15 protein-coding genes and 1 other RNA gene are annotated in these 15,582 nt (G+C 69.4%); 6 read left to right on the top strand and 10 right to left on the bottom strand.

Annotated features, from left to right (window positions below):
* Nucleotides 1-9: 9 nt before the first annotated feature.
* The 4 genes from scpB to AC08OV_RS12920 are packed head-to-tail and all read right to left on the bottom strand — an operon-like array spanning nucleotide 10 to nucleotide 3,303.
* Nucleotides 10-594, bottom strand: a complete 585-nt coding sequence (gene scpB, locus AC08OV_RS12935) for an SMC-Scp complex subunit ScpB (protein ID WP_476612799.1) — start codon at nucleotides 592-594, stop codon at nucleotides 10-12.
* Nucleotides 591-1,544, bottom strand: a complete 954-nt coding sequence (locus AC08OV_RS12930; RefSeq protein ID WP_476612800.1) for a segregation and condensation protein A — start codon at nucleotides 1,542-1,544, stop codon at nucleotides 591-593. The genes scpB and AC08OV_RS12930 overlap by 4 nt, the downstream gene beginning before the upstream one ends.
* A gap of 40 nt (nucleotides 1,545-1,584) precedes the next feature.
* A complete protein-coding gene (locus AC08OV_RS12925; protein WP_476612801.1) occupies nucleotides 1,585-2,274 on the bottom strand; it encodes a zinc metalloprotease in 690 nt (229 codons plus the stop codon).
* Nucleotides 2,275-2,313: 39 nt separating this feature from the next.
* Nucleotides 2,314-3,303 (bottom strand): ParA family protein, encoded by a 990-nt coding sequence (locus AC08OV_RS12920; RefSeq protein ID WP_476592406.1) that lies wholly within the window; start codon nucleotides 3,301-3,303, stop codon nucleotides 2,314-2,316.
* A 243-nt stretch (nucleotides 3,304-3,546) separates the two neighbouring features.
* On the opposite strand from AC08OV_RS12920, the gene AC08OV_RS12915 reads away from it, so the two are divergent.
* Both AC08OV_RS12915 and AC08OV_RS12910 read left to right on the top strand, forming a co-directional pair.
* The gene (locus AC08OV_RS12915; RefSeq protein ID WP_476612802.1) at nucleotides 3,547-4,635 is read left to right on the top strand and encodes an S-(hydroxymethyl)mycothiol dehydrogenase; all 1,089 of its coding nucleotides are present in this window, start codon (nucleotides 3,547-3,549) and stop codon (nucleotides 4,633-4,635) included.
* Between the two features lie 201 nt (nucleotides 4,636-4,836).
* Complete coding sequence (locus AC08OV_RS12910; RefSeq protein ID WP_476612803.1) at nucleotides 4,837-5,487, top strand: MBL fold metallo-hydrolase; 651 nt, start codon at nucleotides 4,837-4,839, stop codon at nucleotides 5,485-5,487.
* Nucleotides 5,488-5,549: 62 nt separating this feature from the next.
* On the opposite strand, the gene AC08OV_RS12905 is transcribed toward AC08OV_RS12910, so the two are convergent.
* The 4 genes from AC08OV_RS12905 to AC08OV_RS12890 form a co-directional block, all read right to left on the bottom strand.
* Complete coding sequence (locus AC08OV_RS12905) at nucleotides 5,550-5,849, bottom strand: GlsB/YeaQ/YmgE family stress response membrane protein (protein ID WP_462186285.1); 300 nt, start codon at nucleotides 5,847-5,849, stop codon at nucleotides 5,550-5,552.
* A 156-nt stretch (nucleotides 5,850-6,005) separates the two neighbouring features.
* Complete coding sequence (locus tag AC08OV_RS12900) at nucleotides 6,006-8,000, bottom strand: serine/threonine protein kinase (RefSeq protein ID WP_476619721.1); 1,995 nt, start codon at nucleotides 7,998-8,000, stop codon at nucleotides 6,006-6,008.
* A gap of 288 nt (nucleotides 8,001-8,288) precedes the next feature.
* Nucleotides 8,289-8,864, bottom strand: coding sequence for a PaaI family thioesterase (locus AC08OV_RS12895; RefSeq protein ID WP_476619719.1), 576 nt, complete (start codon nucleotides 8,862-8,864; stop codon nucleotides 8,289-8,291).
* Nucleotides 8,865-8,978: 114 nt separating this feature from the next.
* Nucleotides 8,979-9,329, bottom strand: a complete 351-nt coding sequence (locus tag AC08OV_RS12890) for a lipopolysaccharide assembly protein LapA domain-containing protein (RefSeq protein WP_476612805.1) — start codon at nucleotides 9,327-9,329, stop codon at nucleotides 8,979-8,981.
* 370 nt (nucleotides 9,330-9,699) lie between these two features.
* Here AC08OV_RS12890 and rnpB point away from each other — a divergent pair.
* From rnpB to AC08OV_RS12870, 4 genes are all read left to right on the top strand, one after another.
* Nucleotides 9,700-10,110: RNase P RNA component class A (rnpB, locus tag AC08OV_RS12885), an RNA gene on the top strand.
* Between the two features lie 41 nt (nucleotides 10,111-10,151).
* The gene (locus tag AC08OV_RS12880; protein WP_462189044.1) at nucleotides 10,152-10,403 is read left to right on the top strand and encodes a type II toxin-antitoxin system Phd/YefM family antitoxin; all 252 of its coding nucleotides are present in this window, start codon (nucleotides 10,152-10,154) and stop codon (nucleotides 10,401-10,403) included.
* A 1-nt stretch (nucleotide 10,404) separates the two neighbouring features.
* Nucleotides 10,405-10,671 (top strand): type II toxin-antitoxin system RelE family toxin, encoded by a 267-nt coding sequence (locus AC08OV_RS12875; RefSeq protein ID WP_476612806.1) that lies wholly within the window; start codon nucleotides 10,405-10,407, stop codon nucleotides 10,669-10,671.
* A 594-nt stretch (nucleotides 10,672-11,265) separates the two neighbouring features.
* Nucleotides 11,266-13,392 (top strand): AIPR family protein, encoded by a 2,127-nt coding sequence (locus AC08OV_RS12870; protein WP_476612808.1) that lies wholly within the window; start codon nucleotides 11,266-11,268, stop codon nucleotides 13,390-13,392.
* Nucleotides 13,393-13,467: 75 nt separating this feature from the next.
* On the opposite strand, the gene AC08OV_RS12865 is transcribed toward AC08OV_RS12870, so the two are convergent.
* Complete coding sequence (locus tag AC08OV_RS12865; RefSeq protein ID WP_476612809.1) at nucleotides 13,468-14,997, bottom strand: class I SAM-dependent DNA methyltransferase; 1,530 nt, start codon at nucleotides 14,995-14,997, stop codon at nucleotides 13,468-13,470.
* A partial coding sequence (locus AC08OV_RS12860) for a restriction endonuclease subunit S domain-containing protein (protein WP_476619718.1) occupies nucleotides 14,994-15,582 on the bottom strand: 589 nt, incomplete at its 5' end. The genes AC08OV_RS12865 and AC08OV_RS12860, both read right to left, overlap by 4 nt.

Raw genomic sequence — 15,582 nt, 5'->3', positions numbered from 1 at the left:
ACCTGGTGCTCATGACGTAACAATGTCATCAATCTCATCGAGACCGGGCAGCAGGGGGGCGAGCGGCGGCAGTTCGTCGAGCCCGCGCAGCCCCATCCGTTCGAGAAAGTAGTCGGTGGTGCCGTAGAGGATCGCGCCGGTCTCCGGATCGTGCCCTACCTCCTCGACCAGGCCGCGGGCGGTGAGGGTGCGGATGACTCCGTCGGCGGAGACACCCCGCACCGCCGAGATCCGCCCCCGGCTCACCGGCTGCTGGTAGGCGACGACGGCCAGGGTCTCCAGCGCAGCCTGCGACAGCCGGGCCGACTGGCCGGCGAGCACGAAGCGCTCGACCCAGGGGGCGCACTCGTCCGCAGTGTAGAAGCGCCAGCCGCCACCGGTGTGCCGCAGCCGGAAGCCGCAGCCGTCGTGGGCATACTGCTCGGCGAGCTGCGCGAGCAGCCGCTCGACCTCCAGCGCCGGGGCGCCGAGGCCGGTCGCGAGCTCCGCGACGCCGACCGGCTTCTCCGCGACCATGAGGACCGCCTCAAGCAACGCACCCAGCGGCGGCCGGGCCTCCCCGGCAGTCCCGGCAGTCCCGGCAGTCCCAGTCACGACGCCACCTCCCGCGACTCCTCCTCCGCGTCCCCACCGTACCGATCAGATCCGAACAGCCCGTGGCCGATCGGCGGGGCGTCGGCCTCGACCGCCGGATCCAGGGCGATCCAGCGCACCGTCAGCTCACCGAGCGGGACCTGCTGGTCGAAGGAGATCCGGCCCTCGCGGAAGAGCTCCAGCAGCGCCAGGAACCGGGCCACCACCTCGATGGTCTGCCGGCAGCCGACGCACAGCATCCCGAAGGTCGCGGTGCCCACCTCGCGCAGCATCGCGATGACGGCGAGCATATGCTCCCGCACGCTGATCCGGGGCAGGTGCACGTGATCGGTCGCGACCAGCGGCGGCAGCGGCGGCTCACGCAGCCGGGCCGCGAGCGCCGCGAGCTCCGTCGGGCCGATGCCAATCTGGACCTCCGGCAGCGCGGCGGCGTAACGGGGCTCCAGGGGTACCGCCCGGGGGGTATGGCGCGCCTCCAGGGCCATAAGGCCGGCGAAGAGCGCCGCAGCCTCCTTGTACGCCTTGTACTGCAGTAGCCGGGCGAAAAGCAGGTCGCGGGCCTCCAGCAGGGCCAGGTCCGCCGACTCGTCCTCGGACAGGGCACCCGGCAGCAGCCGGGCCGCCTTCAGGTCGAGCAGGGTCGCCGCGATCACCAGGAACTCGGTGGCCTGGCCGAGGTCGAACTGGTCCCCCAGCCGCCGGATGTGCGCGACAAACTCGTCGGTGACCTGGGAGAGCGCGACCTCGGTCACGTCGAGGCGATGCTTGGCGATGAGCGAGAGCAGTAGGTCGAAGGGGCCGGTGAAGTTGTCGAGTTCGACGACGAAGGTCTCCGTGCGCCCACCACGACCCGTCGGCACGCCGGTACGCGGGGCGGCCCTCCCGTCGGCCTGGTCGGCCTGGTCGCCCTGGTCGGCCGGAGCGGCCGGAGCGGCTCGAGACCGGGTCATGGCGCCACGCTACGCCCCGGCGGCGTCGGCGTGATCATCATCACCCCAGGTTGAGGCCTATCAGCGAGGCGAGTCCCCGCAGCAACGGGCCGATGAGCTGGCCGATGACCGAGGGGAATCCGACGAACAGCACCGGCAGCAGCAACAACGCCAGCAGGATGCCCAACCCGATGTTGCGCTCGGCTAACTGGTACCGGGCTTTGCGCCAGCCGGCCGTGGTCGGGCCGAGCAGGAACAGCAGCCGCCCGGCGTCTGTCGGGGGGACCGGGATCAGGCTGACGATGAACATCGACCCGAACGTGACGGCCATCCACAACGCGAGCTCGGCACCGAAGCTGTTCGGCACCGTCACCTCGGTGACGCGGTCACCGAGCCGCACCAGCCCCGGCTCGCCGAGCGGCTGGAACACCGCCAGGGTTGCCAGGGCGAGCAGGAGATACGCCAGCGGTCCGGCCAGGACGGCGGCGGCCACCTGGAACCGGCGCCGCCGCCACACGTCGTTCATGGGCACCGACTCGGCCCAGCCGTAGCCGACGACGAAGACAGCGACTCCGCTGAACGGGCTGAGCCGGTCCTTCAGGCCCGTCGTCAGCCGCCCCGAGCGCATCGGGGTCGGGTCACGGACCAGCCAGGCCACGAGCACCTGGGCGGCGTCGTGGGCGAAGATCCCGATGAGGAAGGCGAGGAGGATCCCGAGAAGCGCCGCGGGTTCGGCAAGGTGGAACAGCACGTCGCTACCTTTTCGCCCCGATCGCCCCGTTGTCTCGGTTCAGCCGACGGCCGGCGGCGTGTCGTGCCGGACCATCAGTTCCCGGGCGAGTCGCCGGTAGCCGGCAGCCCCCACCGACGTCGGGGCGTAGGTGGTGATCGGCTCGCCGGCCACCGTGGTCTCCGGGAACCGAACCGTCCTGTTGATCACAGTGTGGAACACCTCGTCCGGGAACCGTTCGACGACCCGGGCCAGCACCTCCCGGGCATGCAGGGTGCGGGCGTCGTACATGGTCGCCAGAATACCGGCGAGCTCCAGGCGTGAGTTGAGCCGCTCGCGCACCTTGTCAATGGTCTGCAACAGCAGCGCCACTCCCCGCAGCGCGAAGTACTCGCATTCCAGCGGGACGATGACGGCGTCCGCCGCCGTCAGCGCGTTCACGGTCAGCAGGCCGAGCGAGGGCTGGCAGTCGACGAGGATGACGTCGTACTCGTCGAGGATCGGCGCCAGCGCGCGGGCGAGGCTGTGCTCGCGGCCGACCTCGGTGACCAGCAGCACCTCCGCGGCGGACAGGTCGATGTTGCTCGGCAGCAGGTCGAGCCCGTCGACCTGGGTCTCGACGATCACCTCGCGGACGTCGGCGTCCCCGCCCAGCAGGAGGTCGTGCACCGTCAGGTCGAACTGCATCGGGTTGACGCCGAGCCCGACCGACAGCGCACCCTGAGGATCGAAGTCGACGAGGAGTACCCGCCGGCCGTACTCCGCGAGCGCGGCACCCAGGTTGATCGTGCTGGTGGTCTTGCCGACCCCGCCCTTCTGGTTGCACATCGCGACGATCCAGGCGGGACCATGCGACGCCAGCGGGGGCGGGACGGGAAACGACGGCAGCGGCCGCCCGGTGGGCCCGGGCTCGCCCACCCCCGCATCGACACTCTCACCGCCGGCCTCGAGCCGCCCGTCCTCGGACAGGCGGGGATCACCGACCGTCACCTCCCCGTAGAAGCGGCGGGTCGGTGAGGCGACGGACGACGTGTCGGTGAAACGGACCACTGAGGGGTTGCTCCTTCTACAAAGAGCAGAAACGGACCGGTAGGAGCGTACCGACACCGACCCGTTCTCGGTGGCGCCGGGTGGCCGTAAAGCGGCGTGTCGCACCATGAGCGGCGTGACCACGTTGGACGGACCTCACCAACGGAGGTAGGAAAGTCAGACACCGGGGTGACCGCTCCGGTTCGACGAGGGATTCATCTCTCCGACCGGTGCTCGAGGAGACTCGAGGAGAAGGGATCCGAGATGGGCGCGCAGACGGTGGAAGCGGTGGTGGCCCGGGAGAAGGGCGCCGCGGTCTCGCTGGAGCAGATCGTTGTTCCAGATCCGGGTCCGGGCGAGGCACGGGTACGGGTGCGCGCCTGCGGCGTATGCCATACCGACCTGCACTACCGCGAGGGCGCGATCAACGACGACTATCCGTTCCTGTTGGGGCACGAGGCGGCCGGCGCCGTCGAATCGGTGGGCGAGGGCGTGGTGGGTCTGGCCCCCGGTGACTACGTGGTGCTGGCCTGGCGGGCCCCCTGCGGAACCTGCCGGGCCTGTCGGCGCGGCATGGCCTGGTATTGCTTCGACTCCCGCAACGCGCGAAATTCGATGACCCTGGCGGACGGGACGCCGCTGGCGCCGGCGATGGGCATCGGTGCGTTCACGCCGCTGACCCTGGTCGCCGCGGGCCAGTGCGTGCTGGTGGACCCCGCGGCCCGGCCAGAGGCGGCCGGGCTGATCGGCTGCGGGGTGATGGCCGGTTTCGGTGCCGCCGTGAACACCGGCAGGGTCACCCGGGGTGAGACGGTGGCAGTGATCGGTTGCGGCGGGGTCGGCGACGCGGCGATCGCCGGCGCCTCGATCGCGGGAGCACGGAAGATCATCGCGGTCGATGTCGACGACCGAAAGCTCACCTGGGCCCGACACTTCGGTGCCACCGATGTCGTGAATGCCACGGCAGGCGATCCGGTGGCGGCCATCCGGGCGCTCACCGACGGCTTCGGCGCCGATGTGGTCATTGAGGCGGTGGGCCGCCCGGAGACCTACCGCCAGGCCTTCGACGCCCGCGACCTAGCGGGACGGCTGGTCCTGGTGGGTGTACCCGACCCGGCGATGACCGTGGAGCTGCCGCTCGCCGAGGTCCTCGGCCGCGGCGGTCACCTGTCGTCGTCCTGGTACGGCGACAGCCTGCCGAGCCGCGACTTCCCGATCCTCATCGACCTCTATCGCCGGGGCCGGCTCGACCTCGACGCCTTCGTCACCGAGACCATCGGGATCGGCGACGTCGAGAAGGCGTTCACCCGGATGCAGCGCGGCGACGTGTTGCGCAGCGTCGTCATCCTCTGAGTCGTCGTTCACCGGGCCGCCGTCTACTGAACCATCGTTCACTGAACCTTTGTTCACTGGCGAGGTTCGTCGGCGGCGGGCTCACCCGGAGCCGGGAACCGCCGGATACGGTCGACCCCACCGGGTGCACCGCCGTCCGACGGCACCCGCGACACGCGCAGCGGGCAGCGGGCAGACCGATCGGGTCGAGGAGGGGACGCAATGATCGTCAATACCGGGCTTCGGGTGGATCGGGTGATCACGCGCGGCGACTTCACGCTCGACGGTCAGTCGTTCACGGTCGACAACAACATCTGGCTCGTGGGAAACGACGACGAGGTACTGGTCATCGACGCCGCGCACGACCCGTCGGTGATCGCGGCGGCCATCGGCACCCGCGCGGTCACATCGATCATCGCTACGCACGGTCATAACGACCACATCAATGCGGCGGCGGAGCTCGCGGACCTGGTCCGGGCGCCCATCGCGCTGCACCCCGCCGACGTGGTGCTGTGGAAGGCGATCTATCCGCACCGGGCGCCCGACCGTGCGCTCGCGGACGGACAGCTCATCGGCCTGCCCGAAGGTGGCGCGCTGCGCGTCCTGCACACCCCGGGCCACTCTCCCGGCGGGATCTGCCTGTTCGGGGAGATCAACGGCGACCCGGTCCTGTTCAGCGGCGACACGCTCTTCCGCGGGGGTCCCGGGGCGACCGGGCGGTCCTACTCCGACTTCCCGACCATCCTGGCCTCGATCCGTACCAGGCTGCTCACCCTGCCCGCGCACACCGTCGTGCACACCGGTCACGGCGACGACACGACCATCGGTGAGGAGGGTGTCGACTACGACGACTGGGTGAGCCGCGGCCGCTGACCGGCCGCGTCCCCGCATCACCGCCCGGTGTGCACACCGGACCGCCTGGTGCGCACACCGGGCTAGGGTCGGCCCGCGGTGCGCCGGGTGCCGGTGCTCTGCCCACGACGCGCCGCCCACATCGGGGAGACGATCGCGACCAGCGCGACCGCGACACCAACCTGCAGGATGTGCCGGATCCAGTCGAAGCCGCCGGTGTGGCGCACGCCGAGCGCGCTCGCGATCACGTTACCCACCAGCGCGCCGATGATGCCGAACCCGACCGTCAGCCAGAGTGGGATGTTCTGCCGACCCCGGACGATCAGACGGGCCAGAAGACCGATCACCAGACCGGCCAGAACGATCCAGAGAATTTGGAACACCGGGCACCCCCAGAGCGTGAGTCTGCCTCCTCTTCGTCTCCATGAACCCGGCCGTACAAACACCGCGGGCACCCGACCCGCACCGGATGCACAAACCTTCCTTATTTAGTTTTTTCCTGAAAAATGGGCCCAACCCGGCGGAACACCACCGGTCCGTCAACGCGGAAGATCCCGGGCGTCGACGGCCCGCAGATTGATGTTCACGAATCCCTGGTGCATTCCGGGTACCAGGTCGACCCAGAAATAACCACGCAGCCGGTAGGAACCCTGCACGTAGCCGAAGGAAGCACCGCTGTGCGCCATCTCGGCAAGGCGGTACGTGCTCCCGAAGCACTCCTTCCCCGGCTCGAAGCCGGGCGGCTCCCCCGGCCCGAGCGCCCCGCACGCGTCGAAGAGGGTGAAGTTGGGCCGGTTGTCCCCCCCAAAGTCCGGTCCGGGGTAGAAGGCCCCTTCGTTACCCTCGGCGAGGGTGGAGATGTCGAGGAAGACGATTTGGGTGTCGTGCGCGGTGACGAAGCCGGTGAACGCCTTGGCCTGCATGAGCTGGCCGACCGTGCCCCGGAATCCGGGGATCGGCCGCCCCGACGACAGGCCGGCAGGAGGAACGATGACAGAGGGTGAGGGCGCGGGGAGCCCCGGTGGCCCAGGAGTACGTCCCGATCGGGCCGGGACGTCGTCACGCGACGACGGGGTGAGTGGCACGCCGTGCGGGCCGGGCCCCGGTTCCCCGGCTGTCGCCTGGGAACTGGCGGCCGTCCCGGGGGCCTGCGGACCGAGGTCGCCGGCGGCCTCGGAGGCGCTCAGGGCGGCCAGACCCGCGAGTGTCGCGGCCAGGGCGGCCAGACCCGCGGTCCGGCGCGGGTGGCGCCGGGCACGGGCCCGCCGGCCGGACAGGGGCCGCTTCGCCCCGGCGGGAGCTGCCCCGGCGGAAGCGGCCGCATCATGATCACCGTCAGCCGGCCGGCCACCGGCCTGATCGTCATCCTCGCCGAGCGCGGACCCGCCGACCTGCCCGGACTCGCCGACCTGCCCGGACTCGCCGACCTGCCCGGACTCGCCGACCTGCCGAAGCTCGCCAGCCTGCCCGGGGTCCCCCGCCGGATCACCGGTCCCGCGTGGCGCCCGGCCCGCTGTCCCCGCACCGTTTGTCCCCGCACCGTTTGTCCCCGCACCGTCGCTCACTCGCACCCACGCGCCGGCGCTCTCCGGCGCATCGAGGCGGATCTGCGTCTTGGCGTCATGGGTATCCTCCTCCGCGGCCGGCAGAAGGCTCCTCATGCGGGTCGTCACCGGTGGAGCGAGCCAGGCGTCCCGCAGTATCCGGCGTGTCTCGCGCTCCGGGTCGCCAGTAGACCCGATCAGCACGCGCAGCAACGCGTGGGCGCTCGGCCGGGCCATAGGCTCCTTGAGCAACGCCGCGCGGACCGCTGGGCGCAGGGCCAGCGGAACATCCCCGGTGTCGGCCTCGTCGTGGACCACCCGGTACAGCAGTGCGTCGGGCCGGCCGGTCCCGAAGGGGGGTCGCCCCGACGCGGCGAACAGTACCGTCAGGCCCCAGGCGAAGACGTCCGCCGGCGGGCCGATCTCGCCGCGTCCGGTGACCTGCTCCGGGGCCATATAACCCGGGCTGCCCAGCAACACCCCCGTCCTGGTCGCGGCCGTCGCGTCGACCGCCGCCGCGATGCCGAAGTCGATCACTTTCGGGCCGTCCTCGCTGAGGATCACGTTGCCCGGTTTCAGGTCCCGATGGACGATGCCGGCGTCGTGGATGGCCTTCAGGGCCTCGGCGAGCCCGGTCGCCAGCGCCATGACGACCGGCATGGTCAGCGCGCCCCGGTCGGCGATCGCCTCGGCGAGGCTTTGGCCGTGGATGTGCTCGGTTGCCATCCACGGATCCTCGGCGTCGGGATCGGCATCGACCAGCCTCGCGGTGCAGGCACCGTCGACCGCCCGGGCGGCCGCGACCTCGCGACGGAACCGGCTGCGGAACTCGGGATCGGCCGTGAAGTCCGACCGGATTACCTTGAGGGCGACCGGCCCTCCGGTCTCGTCGTCGATGCCGAGGTAGACGACTCCCATACCACCGGAGCCGAGCCGCGCGGTGAGCGTGAACCGGGCGATCCGCTCCGGATCGCCAGAGCGCAGCGACATCGCCGGCACCGCGCCCTCCTTTCCGTCGAGCTTTCCGCCGCGAGCCGACCGACAGCCGGCGAGGGTTGGCCGCCGGGGCCGACCGCCGCTCCGAACGTTCCGACGCAGTGGCCGAGGCAACGGTCGATGGAGCATCCCGACAGACCCGGAGGCCACGCCCACCGTGCCAGCTAAATCTGTGACGGATCTGTGACGGAGATGTGACGGTCCGTGCGGTCGCATCACGGCGAGCAAACGAGTCCCGCCCGTGAGCGGATTCCGAGATTCGAAGACCAGGAGATTCGAAGATCAGGAAATGGTCTGATGTTCGCGCAGCCGGATCAGGTCCGGATCCTGCTCGATCGCCTGGATGTCCTCGGCCCGGGCCTGGGTGACAAAGTGCTCCAGGGGCACGTCGACGAACAGCCCTCGGGCCCGGACCGCGACCCGTCCGGTAGGGCTGTTCAATCGTCCCTCGCCACTGGCGTAGACCCGCCGGCCGAGCACGCCCTCGACCCGCGCCCTCAGGTGCAGGACGGTGCCCACGGGTACCGGCCGCAGGAAGTCCGTCTCCAGCCGGCCGGTCACCAGGCTGGTCCGGGTCAGATGCCCGAGCGCACCCAACGCCTCGTCGAGGGCGCAGCTGAGCAGGCCACCATGGGCGAGGCCCGGCGCTCCCTGATGATGCTCGGTCACCTCGAACGTCGCGCACAGCGCGAGGCCGGCATCGGCGTCGACCCGTAGGTGCAGTCCGTGGGCGGACTGGTCACCGCAGGCGAAGCACCGCACGTAGTGGGACGGCAGCACGGTGCCGGGCGCCGGTGCGTTCGCTGGGCGTGGCGGGAGTTGTGCTCCCGGTGGCAGATCTGTTCGCAACGGCGTCACGACCCGGACTGTACCGACGCGGTGGGATCCGCCTGGCATCTTGCCGACGTGCCTTCCACCAACCGGCTACACCAACCGGCTACCGGCCGACCCGCGGCCGAGGACTCTGCTCAGCTACCGGCGGCCGGCCGCGCGACGCAGGTGGCGCAACTCGCGGCGCAGCCTGATCTGAGGAATGACACCGATGAGTAGGCCGACGACGAGACCGGCGGCGGCCGAGGCGGCCAGTGCACCCGCGACCGACATCTGCCTGGTCGAACCGAACAGCCAGATGCTCACGCGCGCGTCGTTCTGCACGACGAAGACCACGACGGCGATCGCAATGAGCAGCACCAGCACGGTGATCGCATAGGTGGTGTAGGCAACCCCGCGACGCGGCGGCCGGGCCCCGCCGGTGGGCGCACCCGGGACGCCGGGAGAATCCGGTCCGCCCGGGTGGGCCGGCTGGTGCGGAACGGGCGCCACGGCGCCCGGACCGGCCGGACCGGCTGGACCGGCTGGACCGGCTGGACCGGCTGGACCGGCTGGACCGGCTGGACCGACCGGACCGGCTGGACCGACCGGAACCTGGCCGGCGGGCGTTCCGGAAGGCGAGGCCGCGGGGGTCTGCCCGGCCGCCGCAGGCGCCGCGGGCGCGGGCGGAACGGCGGGCGGAGAGGCTGTACGCCTCGCGTTGCCGAACCCTCGGCCCGGCTGCTTCGGTCCCGTCATGATCGTCCTGTTCCTTGATCCGCCGCCATACCGCCCGATCGGCCGGCTCCGCGCACCGACAGCCCGATCAGCCCTACGCCCAGGAAGCGTAGACCGGGAAGCACTCTATACTGAAGGAAGCGGACGAGTTGGCCGGGCGGCCGCGTCGGTGCCGGCTCGTCCGGCGTCGCCGAGGAAAGTCCGGGCTCCACAGGGCAGGGCGGTGGGTAACACCCACCCGGGGTGACCCGCGGGACAGTGCCACAGAAAACAGACCGCCGGTGCCGGTTCCGGCGCCGGTAAGGGTGAAACGGTGCGGTAAGAGCGCACCAGCGCCCAGGGTGACCTGGGCGGCTCGGTAAACCCCGCCCGGAGCAAGGTCAGAAGGCCCGTAGCCGCGAGGCCGCGGACCGCGCAGGCGTTCGAGGGCTGCCCGCCCGAGCCTGCGGGTGGACCGCTAGAGGCTGCCGGCAACGGCAGCCCGAGAGAGATGGTCGCCGCCGACGAGCCGTGAGGCTAGCCGGTACAGGACCCGGCTTACAGGCCACCTCGTCCGCCTCAGCGGCCCGACCACTCCCCGGTTTGTACAATCTGGGGATGAGCGAGATGCCGATCAGCGAGGCACGCGACCACCTCGGCGAGATCGTCTCCAAGGCGGAGCACGCCCATGAGCGGATCGTCCTGACCCGTCACGGCCGCGCGGTCGCGGCAGTGATCTCCATAGAAGATCTCCGTGAGCTGGAAGCGGCGGAGGACGAAGCGGATCTCGCCGTCGCCCGAGAGGCGCTGGCCGCCGAGGAGCCTCGCGTACCCCACGCCGACGTCCTCGCCGAGTTCGGCCTGAACTGACGTGGCGCACACCGTCGAGTGGACGACTGCGGCGCTGCGAGAGCTGCGCAAGCTCGACGCCTCCACCACTCGACGGATCCTGATCGCGGTAACACGACTCGCGGCGGAACCCCGCCCCTCGGGGGCCCGGGCCCTCACCGGCCAACCTACCAGGATACTGCGGATCAGAGTTGGTGAATACCGGGTGATCTACCAGGTCGACCACACCCGCATTCTCGTCATGATCGTCCACGTCGCCCATCGACGTGAGGTGTACCGGCACCTCTGACCCAAGCCGCTCGGCACCCCCGAAGCAAGGTCCAAGGGCCCGTGGCCGTCACAAGTCGCGGACCGCGGAACCGTGCCTAACCCTCCACAGTTCAGCTTCACCGAGGGTGGTGCCGCTGGTCGGCCGGGGTGGGGTGGTCTCGGCGCCGGCGAAGACGGTGATGGGCCGGCTGGTCGGGGGCCGGCTGGTGGCGGTGAGCCGCGCGTTACCTTCCAAGGTGCTGTCGGCCGTTACGGCCGGGCTACCCATCGGGCCCTACCCCTCCCGTTGCGAGCCGCCCCCAGGCAGACAGCACCGCCCCGCCTGTGACTGGCGGACGGCAGATAGGGAACGCGCTCGTACATGTCGTAGCAGGCGACCAGATGGATAGGGCCGCCGTTGGCATCGCGGAGTCGTTTGATGATGGTGGCCAGGGCGCTGGCCAGTCCGGGGCTTACAGGCCATCTCGTCCGCGTCCCTGTCTCGGCCGCCCGGCTTCACGTCCGGCAGCCAGAGCACAGCCGGCTACTCAGCCAAGAGGAGATACTTTACTCCCGCAAATGGGACGCCCCGTAAGCTCGTATACACAGTGCGGCGAAGGGGGCGGTGGATCAGGTGAGTGGAAGAGCGGGAAGACCAGTTCCCGGGGCCGTCGTCGCGGTCAGGGAGGCACTGGCGCGCGAGTTCGACGGCCTGATCGACACCAGCGACGTGACCCATCCGGATCCGGCCGAGCGGCGCCGCAAGTTCCTCTCCCGTGCGCTGGCCGCACTGGTAGCACGGGACCGGGTCGACTGTGACACAGCCGAGGCCGCCGAGATGGTCATCGATGGGCGTAACGATTTCGGTATCGACGCGATCGCCGTGGCCAGGAGCGAGCCACAACTCTGGCTGATCCAGTCGAAGTGGAGCGACCGCGGCGAGGCCGGCCTCAATACCGGCGATGCGCTCAAGACACTCGAAGGACTCCGCCTGATCGACCAGCACGAATTCGACCGCTTCAACGAGCGACTTCAGGTGCTCGCGGAACGGGTGCGTACGGTACTGCTCGACGCCGGCCGGCGTATCACCATGACGATCGTCCTGATGGGAAGCCAGGCGCCCTCGGCCGAGGTCCGGCAGAAATTCGACGACGCCGTCAAAATTTTCAACAAGCACGGCGACGTCCTGGATATCGAGTACTGCCTGGCGGCGGACATCAGGGCGATGCTCCTGCGCCGCAACGCCCCACAGCCGATCAGACTCGTCGCCAGAATGCAGGAGTGGTTCGACCTTCGCCGTCCTCTTACGGCGTATTCCGGGATCGTCGCGGCAGGCGAGATCGCCGACTGGTATACCCAGCACGGAAATCTGTTGTTCAGCAGGAACATCCGTACCAGTCTCGGTACCACGAAGATTAACAGCGGTATCGTCGAGACATTGACGACGACACCCGAGAATTTCTGGTATTATAATAACGGAATCACCATACTGTGCGACAGCCTCACCTTCAATCCCTTCAGCCGTAGCACGCCGAACGGCCCGGCCGAGTTGACCCTCGAGGGCGCGAGCGTCGTCAACGGCGCGCAGACTGTCGTCGCTATCGGCGACGGTGTGAAGAAGAGCCCGGACGTGGCCGGCGGGGCTCTCGTCGGAGTCCGCGTGATTGTTCTGGGCCGGGCGCCCACTGACCTCGCGACCACCATCACCCAGACGACAAACACGCAGAACGACGTGGAGCTGCGCGACTTCGTCGCCCTGGACCAGGTACAGACCGACATCAAAGACGATTTCGCTCTCACTCTCGGCAAGACCTATGTCCTCAAGCGGGGGGAGATCGATCCACCTCCCGAGGGAGGGTGCTCGGTCGTTCACGCCGCCGTCGCGCTGGCATGTGCGCATTCCTCCGTCGAGCTGGTCGTCCGCGCGAAGAAGGATTCCTCCCTGTTGTGGGAGCGGGGCGCAAAGGGCGCCTACACCCTGCTGTTCGGAAACCGCCGCCCGTCGGCGTTGCGGATCTGGCGCTGCGTGCGGACTTTCCGCGCCATCCAGCAGAACCTGCACGACACCCGCGATCATTGGCGCGGACGCGCGGAGGCCGTCGCCGAACTCGGCGATCTGCTAGTGGCGCACATCATCTTCGCGCACATCACCCTGGATGGCATCGACGATCCCGACGAGGACTGGTCCACGCGACTCGATGGAGTCCCGGCGCTCGTCAGGCAGACCGTCGGCTGGCTGGTGCTACGCATCGACGAGACCTTCGGCCGGAATTCCTTCATCGGTAGCACCCTCACCAGTGCCGAGCGCTGCGAGCCACTGGTGGCGCAGGTGCTATGGGACATGAGGACCGATCGCCCGGAGCCCGTGCTGCCGGAGGACTACAACAAGCCTAAGGCGGACCGCCGCAGCCGACGTCCGAACACGGTGGGCATTCTGGTCGATGCGCGCAGAATCAGCGAGGGTACGCGGTTGGTGTTCTCGACCGCGGGGAAGCCCGAGGAACGCGCGATCGGCGGATGGTTGGCGGCGGATCCACGGCGGGCGGAGGCCACCTGGGTGAACAGCCGCTCGAAACCCCTGGTCTGGGCGGTGGACGGCCGCCAGTACGCCCCATCCGGCTTGGTGATGGAGATCTGGCGGCGGGCGGGGTGGAAGCGCGCACCCGTTTCCGTCCAAGGACCGTTGCGATGGTCGCTGCCCGATGAGGGTTCACTAGTCGAGCTGGCCGAGGCCGTGCTGCGAGCAGACGTGGCGGACTAAACGTCCGTGTCGAACCCGCGACGCGGACCACGGGATGGGGTCGCGGCGCGTCAGGCCCTTTCACACCGCAAGGTCTCAGTCGGACGAGGCGGCATCGTCCGGTGTAGCGGTGGCGTCGGCGGAGCGGTTGGCCGCGAGGGCGTCCGCGATCGCGGAGAACTCGACCAGGGCGGCCTGGAGATCCTCAACGATCTCACGGGCGATGACGTCGGGAGGTAGCAAGCTGTCGGCGTCGTCAAGGCTGGGGTCGCGCAGCCAGGTGATGTCGAGGTTCGCCTTGTCCCGAGCGGCCAGCTCATCGTAGTCGAACGGGCGGAACCGCTCGGACTCGGTGCGGGTGCCGCGCGGTTCCCCCGGCCGGTAGCAGGCGACGAAGTCGCCGAGGTGCTCGCGGCGCAGCGGATTCTGCTTCAACGTGAAGTGCTGGCCGACCCGCAGGTCGTACACCCACAGGGTCGCCGTCCACGGCCTGCCCGGCCGAGCCCGGCGCCTGTCGAAGAACAGCACGTTCGCCTTGACCCCGCCGGCGTAGAAGATACCGGTGGGCAGCCGCAGCAGGGTGTGGACGTCGTATTCCGCCAGCAGCCGGCGGCGGACCGTTTCCCCCGCCCCGCCCTCGAACAGCACGTTGTCGGGCACGACGACGGCGGCCCGGCCGTCCACGTCCAGCGACGACGCGATGTGCTGGACGAAGTTGAGCTGCTTGTTCGTGGTCGTCGTCCAGAAGTCCTGCCGGCTGTACGCAATATCGTCCCGGCCAGCGCGGCCGCCCTCACCGATCACGGTGATTGAGGACTTCTTGCCGAACGGCGGGTTGGCGATGATCATCGTCGGATTCCCGCCGTACCGGCCGGCGAGCGCGTCCCCGACGTCGATGAGGGTGTTGCCGTTGGGGTGGCCGATGCCGTGCAGCAGCATGTTCATCGCGGCGAGCCGGGCGGTGCCGTCTACCAGCTCCATACCCCGGATCTTTCCGCGGCTAAAGCCGGCGCGCTGCTCCGGCGACAGCGTGGCGCCATGATGGCGCTGGATGTAGTCGGCTGCGGCCAGCAGGAAGCCGCCGGTGCCGCAGGCAGGATCGAAGACCGTGTCGTCCGGACCCGGCTGGAGGCAGTCGACTATGGCCGCGGTCAGCGCGCGGGGAGTGAAGTACTGGCCGGCGCCGGACTTGATGTCCTCGGCGCTCTTGGCCAGCAGCTCCTCATAGGCGTCACCCTTCACGTCGACACCGGTCGACGACCACTCCTCCTTCTCAATCAGATCGACGATAAGCCGCTTGAGCTTCGCCGGATCCTGGATGCGGTTCTGCGCCTTGCGGAAGATCACGCCGAGCATGCCCGCCTCCTTGGCGAGATCCTCCAAGGTGTGTCGGTACGCGGTCTCCAGGTCGTCGCCGTCGTAGTCGAGCAGCTTCTGCCACCGGTCCGCGACTGGCCGCAGGGCTACGTCCGGGTTGAAGCTCCGGTAAGCCCGCTCGTGCGCCATCTTCAGGAACAGCGGGTAGGTCAACTGCTCGACGTAGTCGATGGTGGAGACGCCGTCATCGCGCAGCACGTCGCAGTAGTTCCACAGCTTCGCGACGAGCTGCCGTGCCTTCGCGCTCACCCCAGCACATCCTTGTCGTTATCGATGGCAACATCGTCGAGCGGCAGCATCGGCGCGGACACGACGGCCTCGACGGAGGCCCACTCTCCCATCGGCCGGGACGCGGTCCCCACCGCCGCCGCAGACTGCCCCTCCTGCGCCGGAAGCTTGCGTGGCCGCCGCCTCGGCGCCTTCACCGCACCCGCCCGCTCCGCCTGGATCCGCTCCAACAACACCGACGCCGACTCATCCGCCGGATCCTGCGCCACCAGCCGCCCCGCGAACGCCTCCGCCAACAACGCCTTCCGTAGCACGGTAGCCTTCGCGAGACCTCCACGCACCAGACGCTCGCCGGTGTCCAGGACACTCAGCCATTCTTCGGCTGCGCTGACCAGATCAGCCTGTGCTTCTACCGGGGGAACCGGAACGGGAAGCCGCTTGATCTGGGACAAGCTGATCGAGGCGAGGTTGACGCTCTGCCGACCATTTTTCTCGCACCAGCCCTGACCGAACTCGTTGGCATGCCAAGCGAGCAGCTTCGGATGCAGAATTCCGTCATACAGACGAACTCGAAATACATGGTTCTGGTGAATACACCCGTCGATC

It is taken from the genome of Frankia sp. CeTa3Moorea (assembly GCF_978021225.1).
This window is presented reverse-complemented; position numbering and strand designations above follow the sequence as displayed.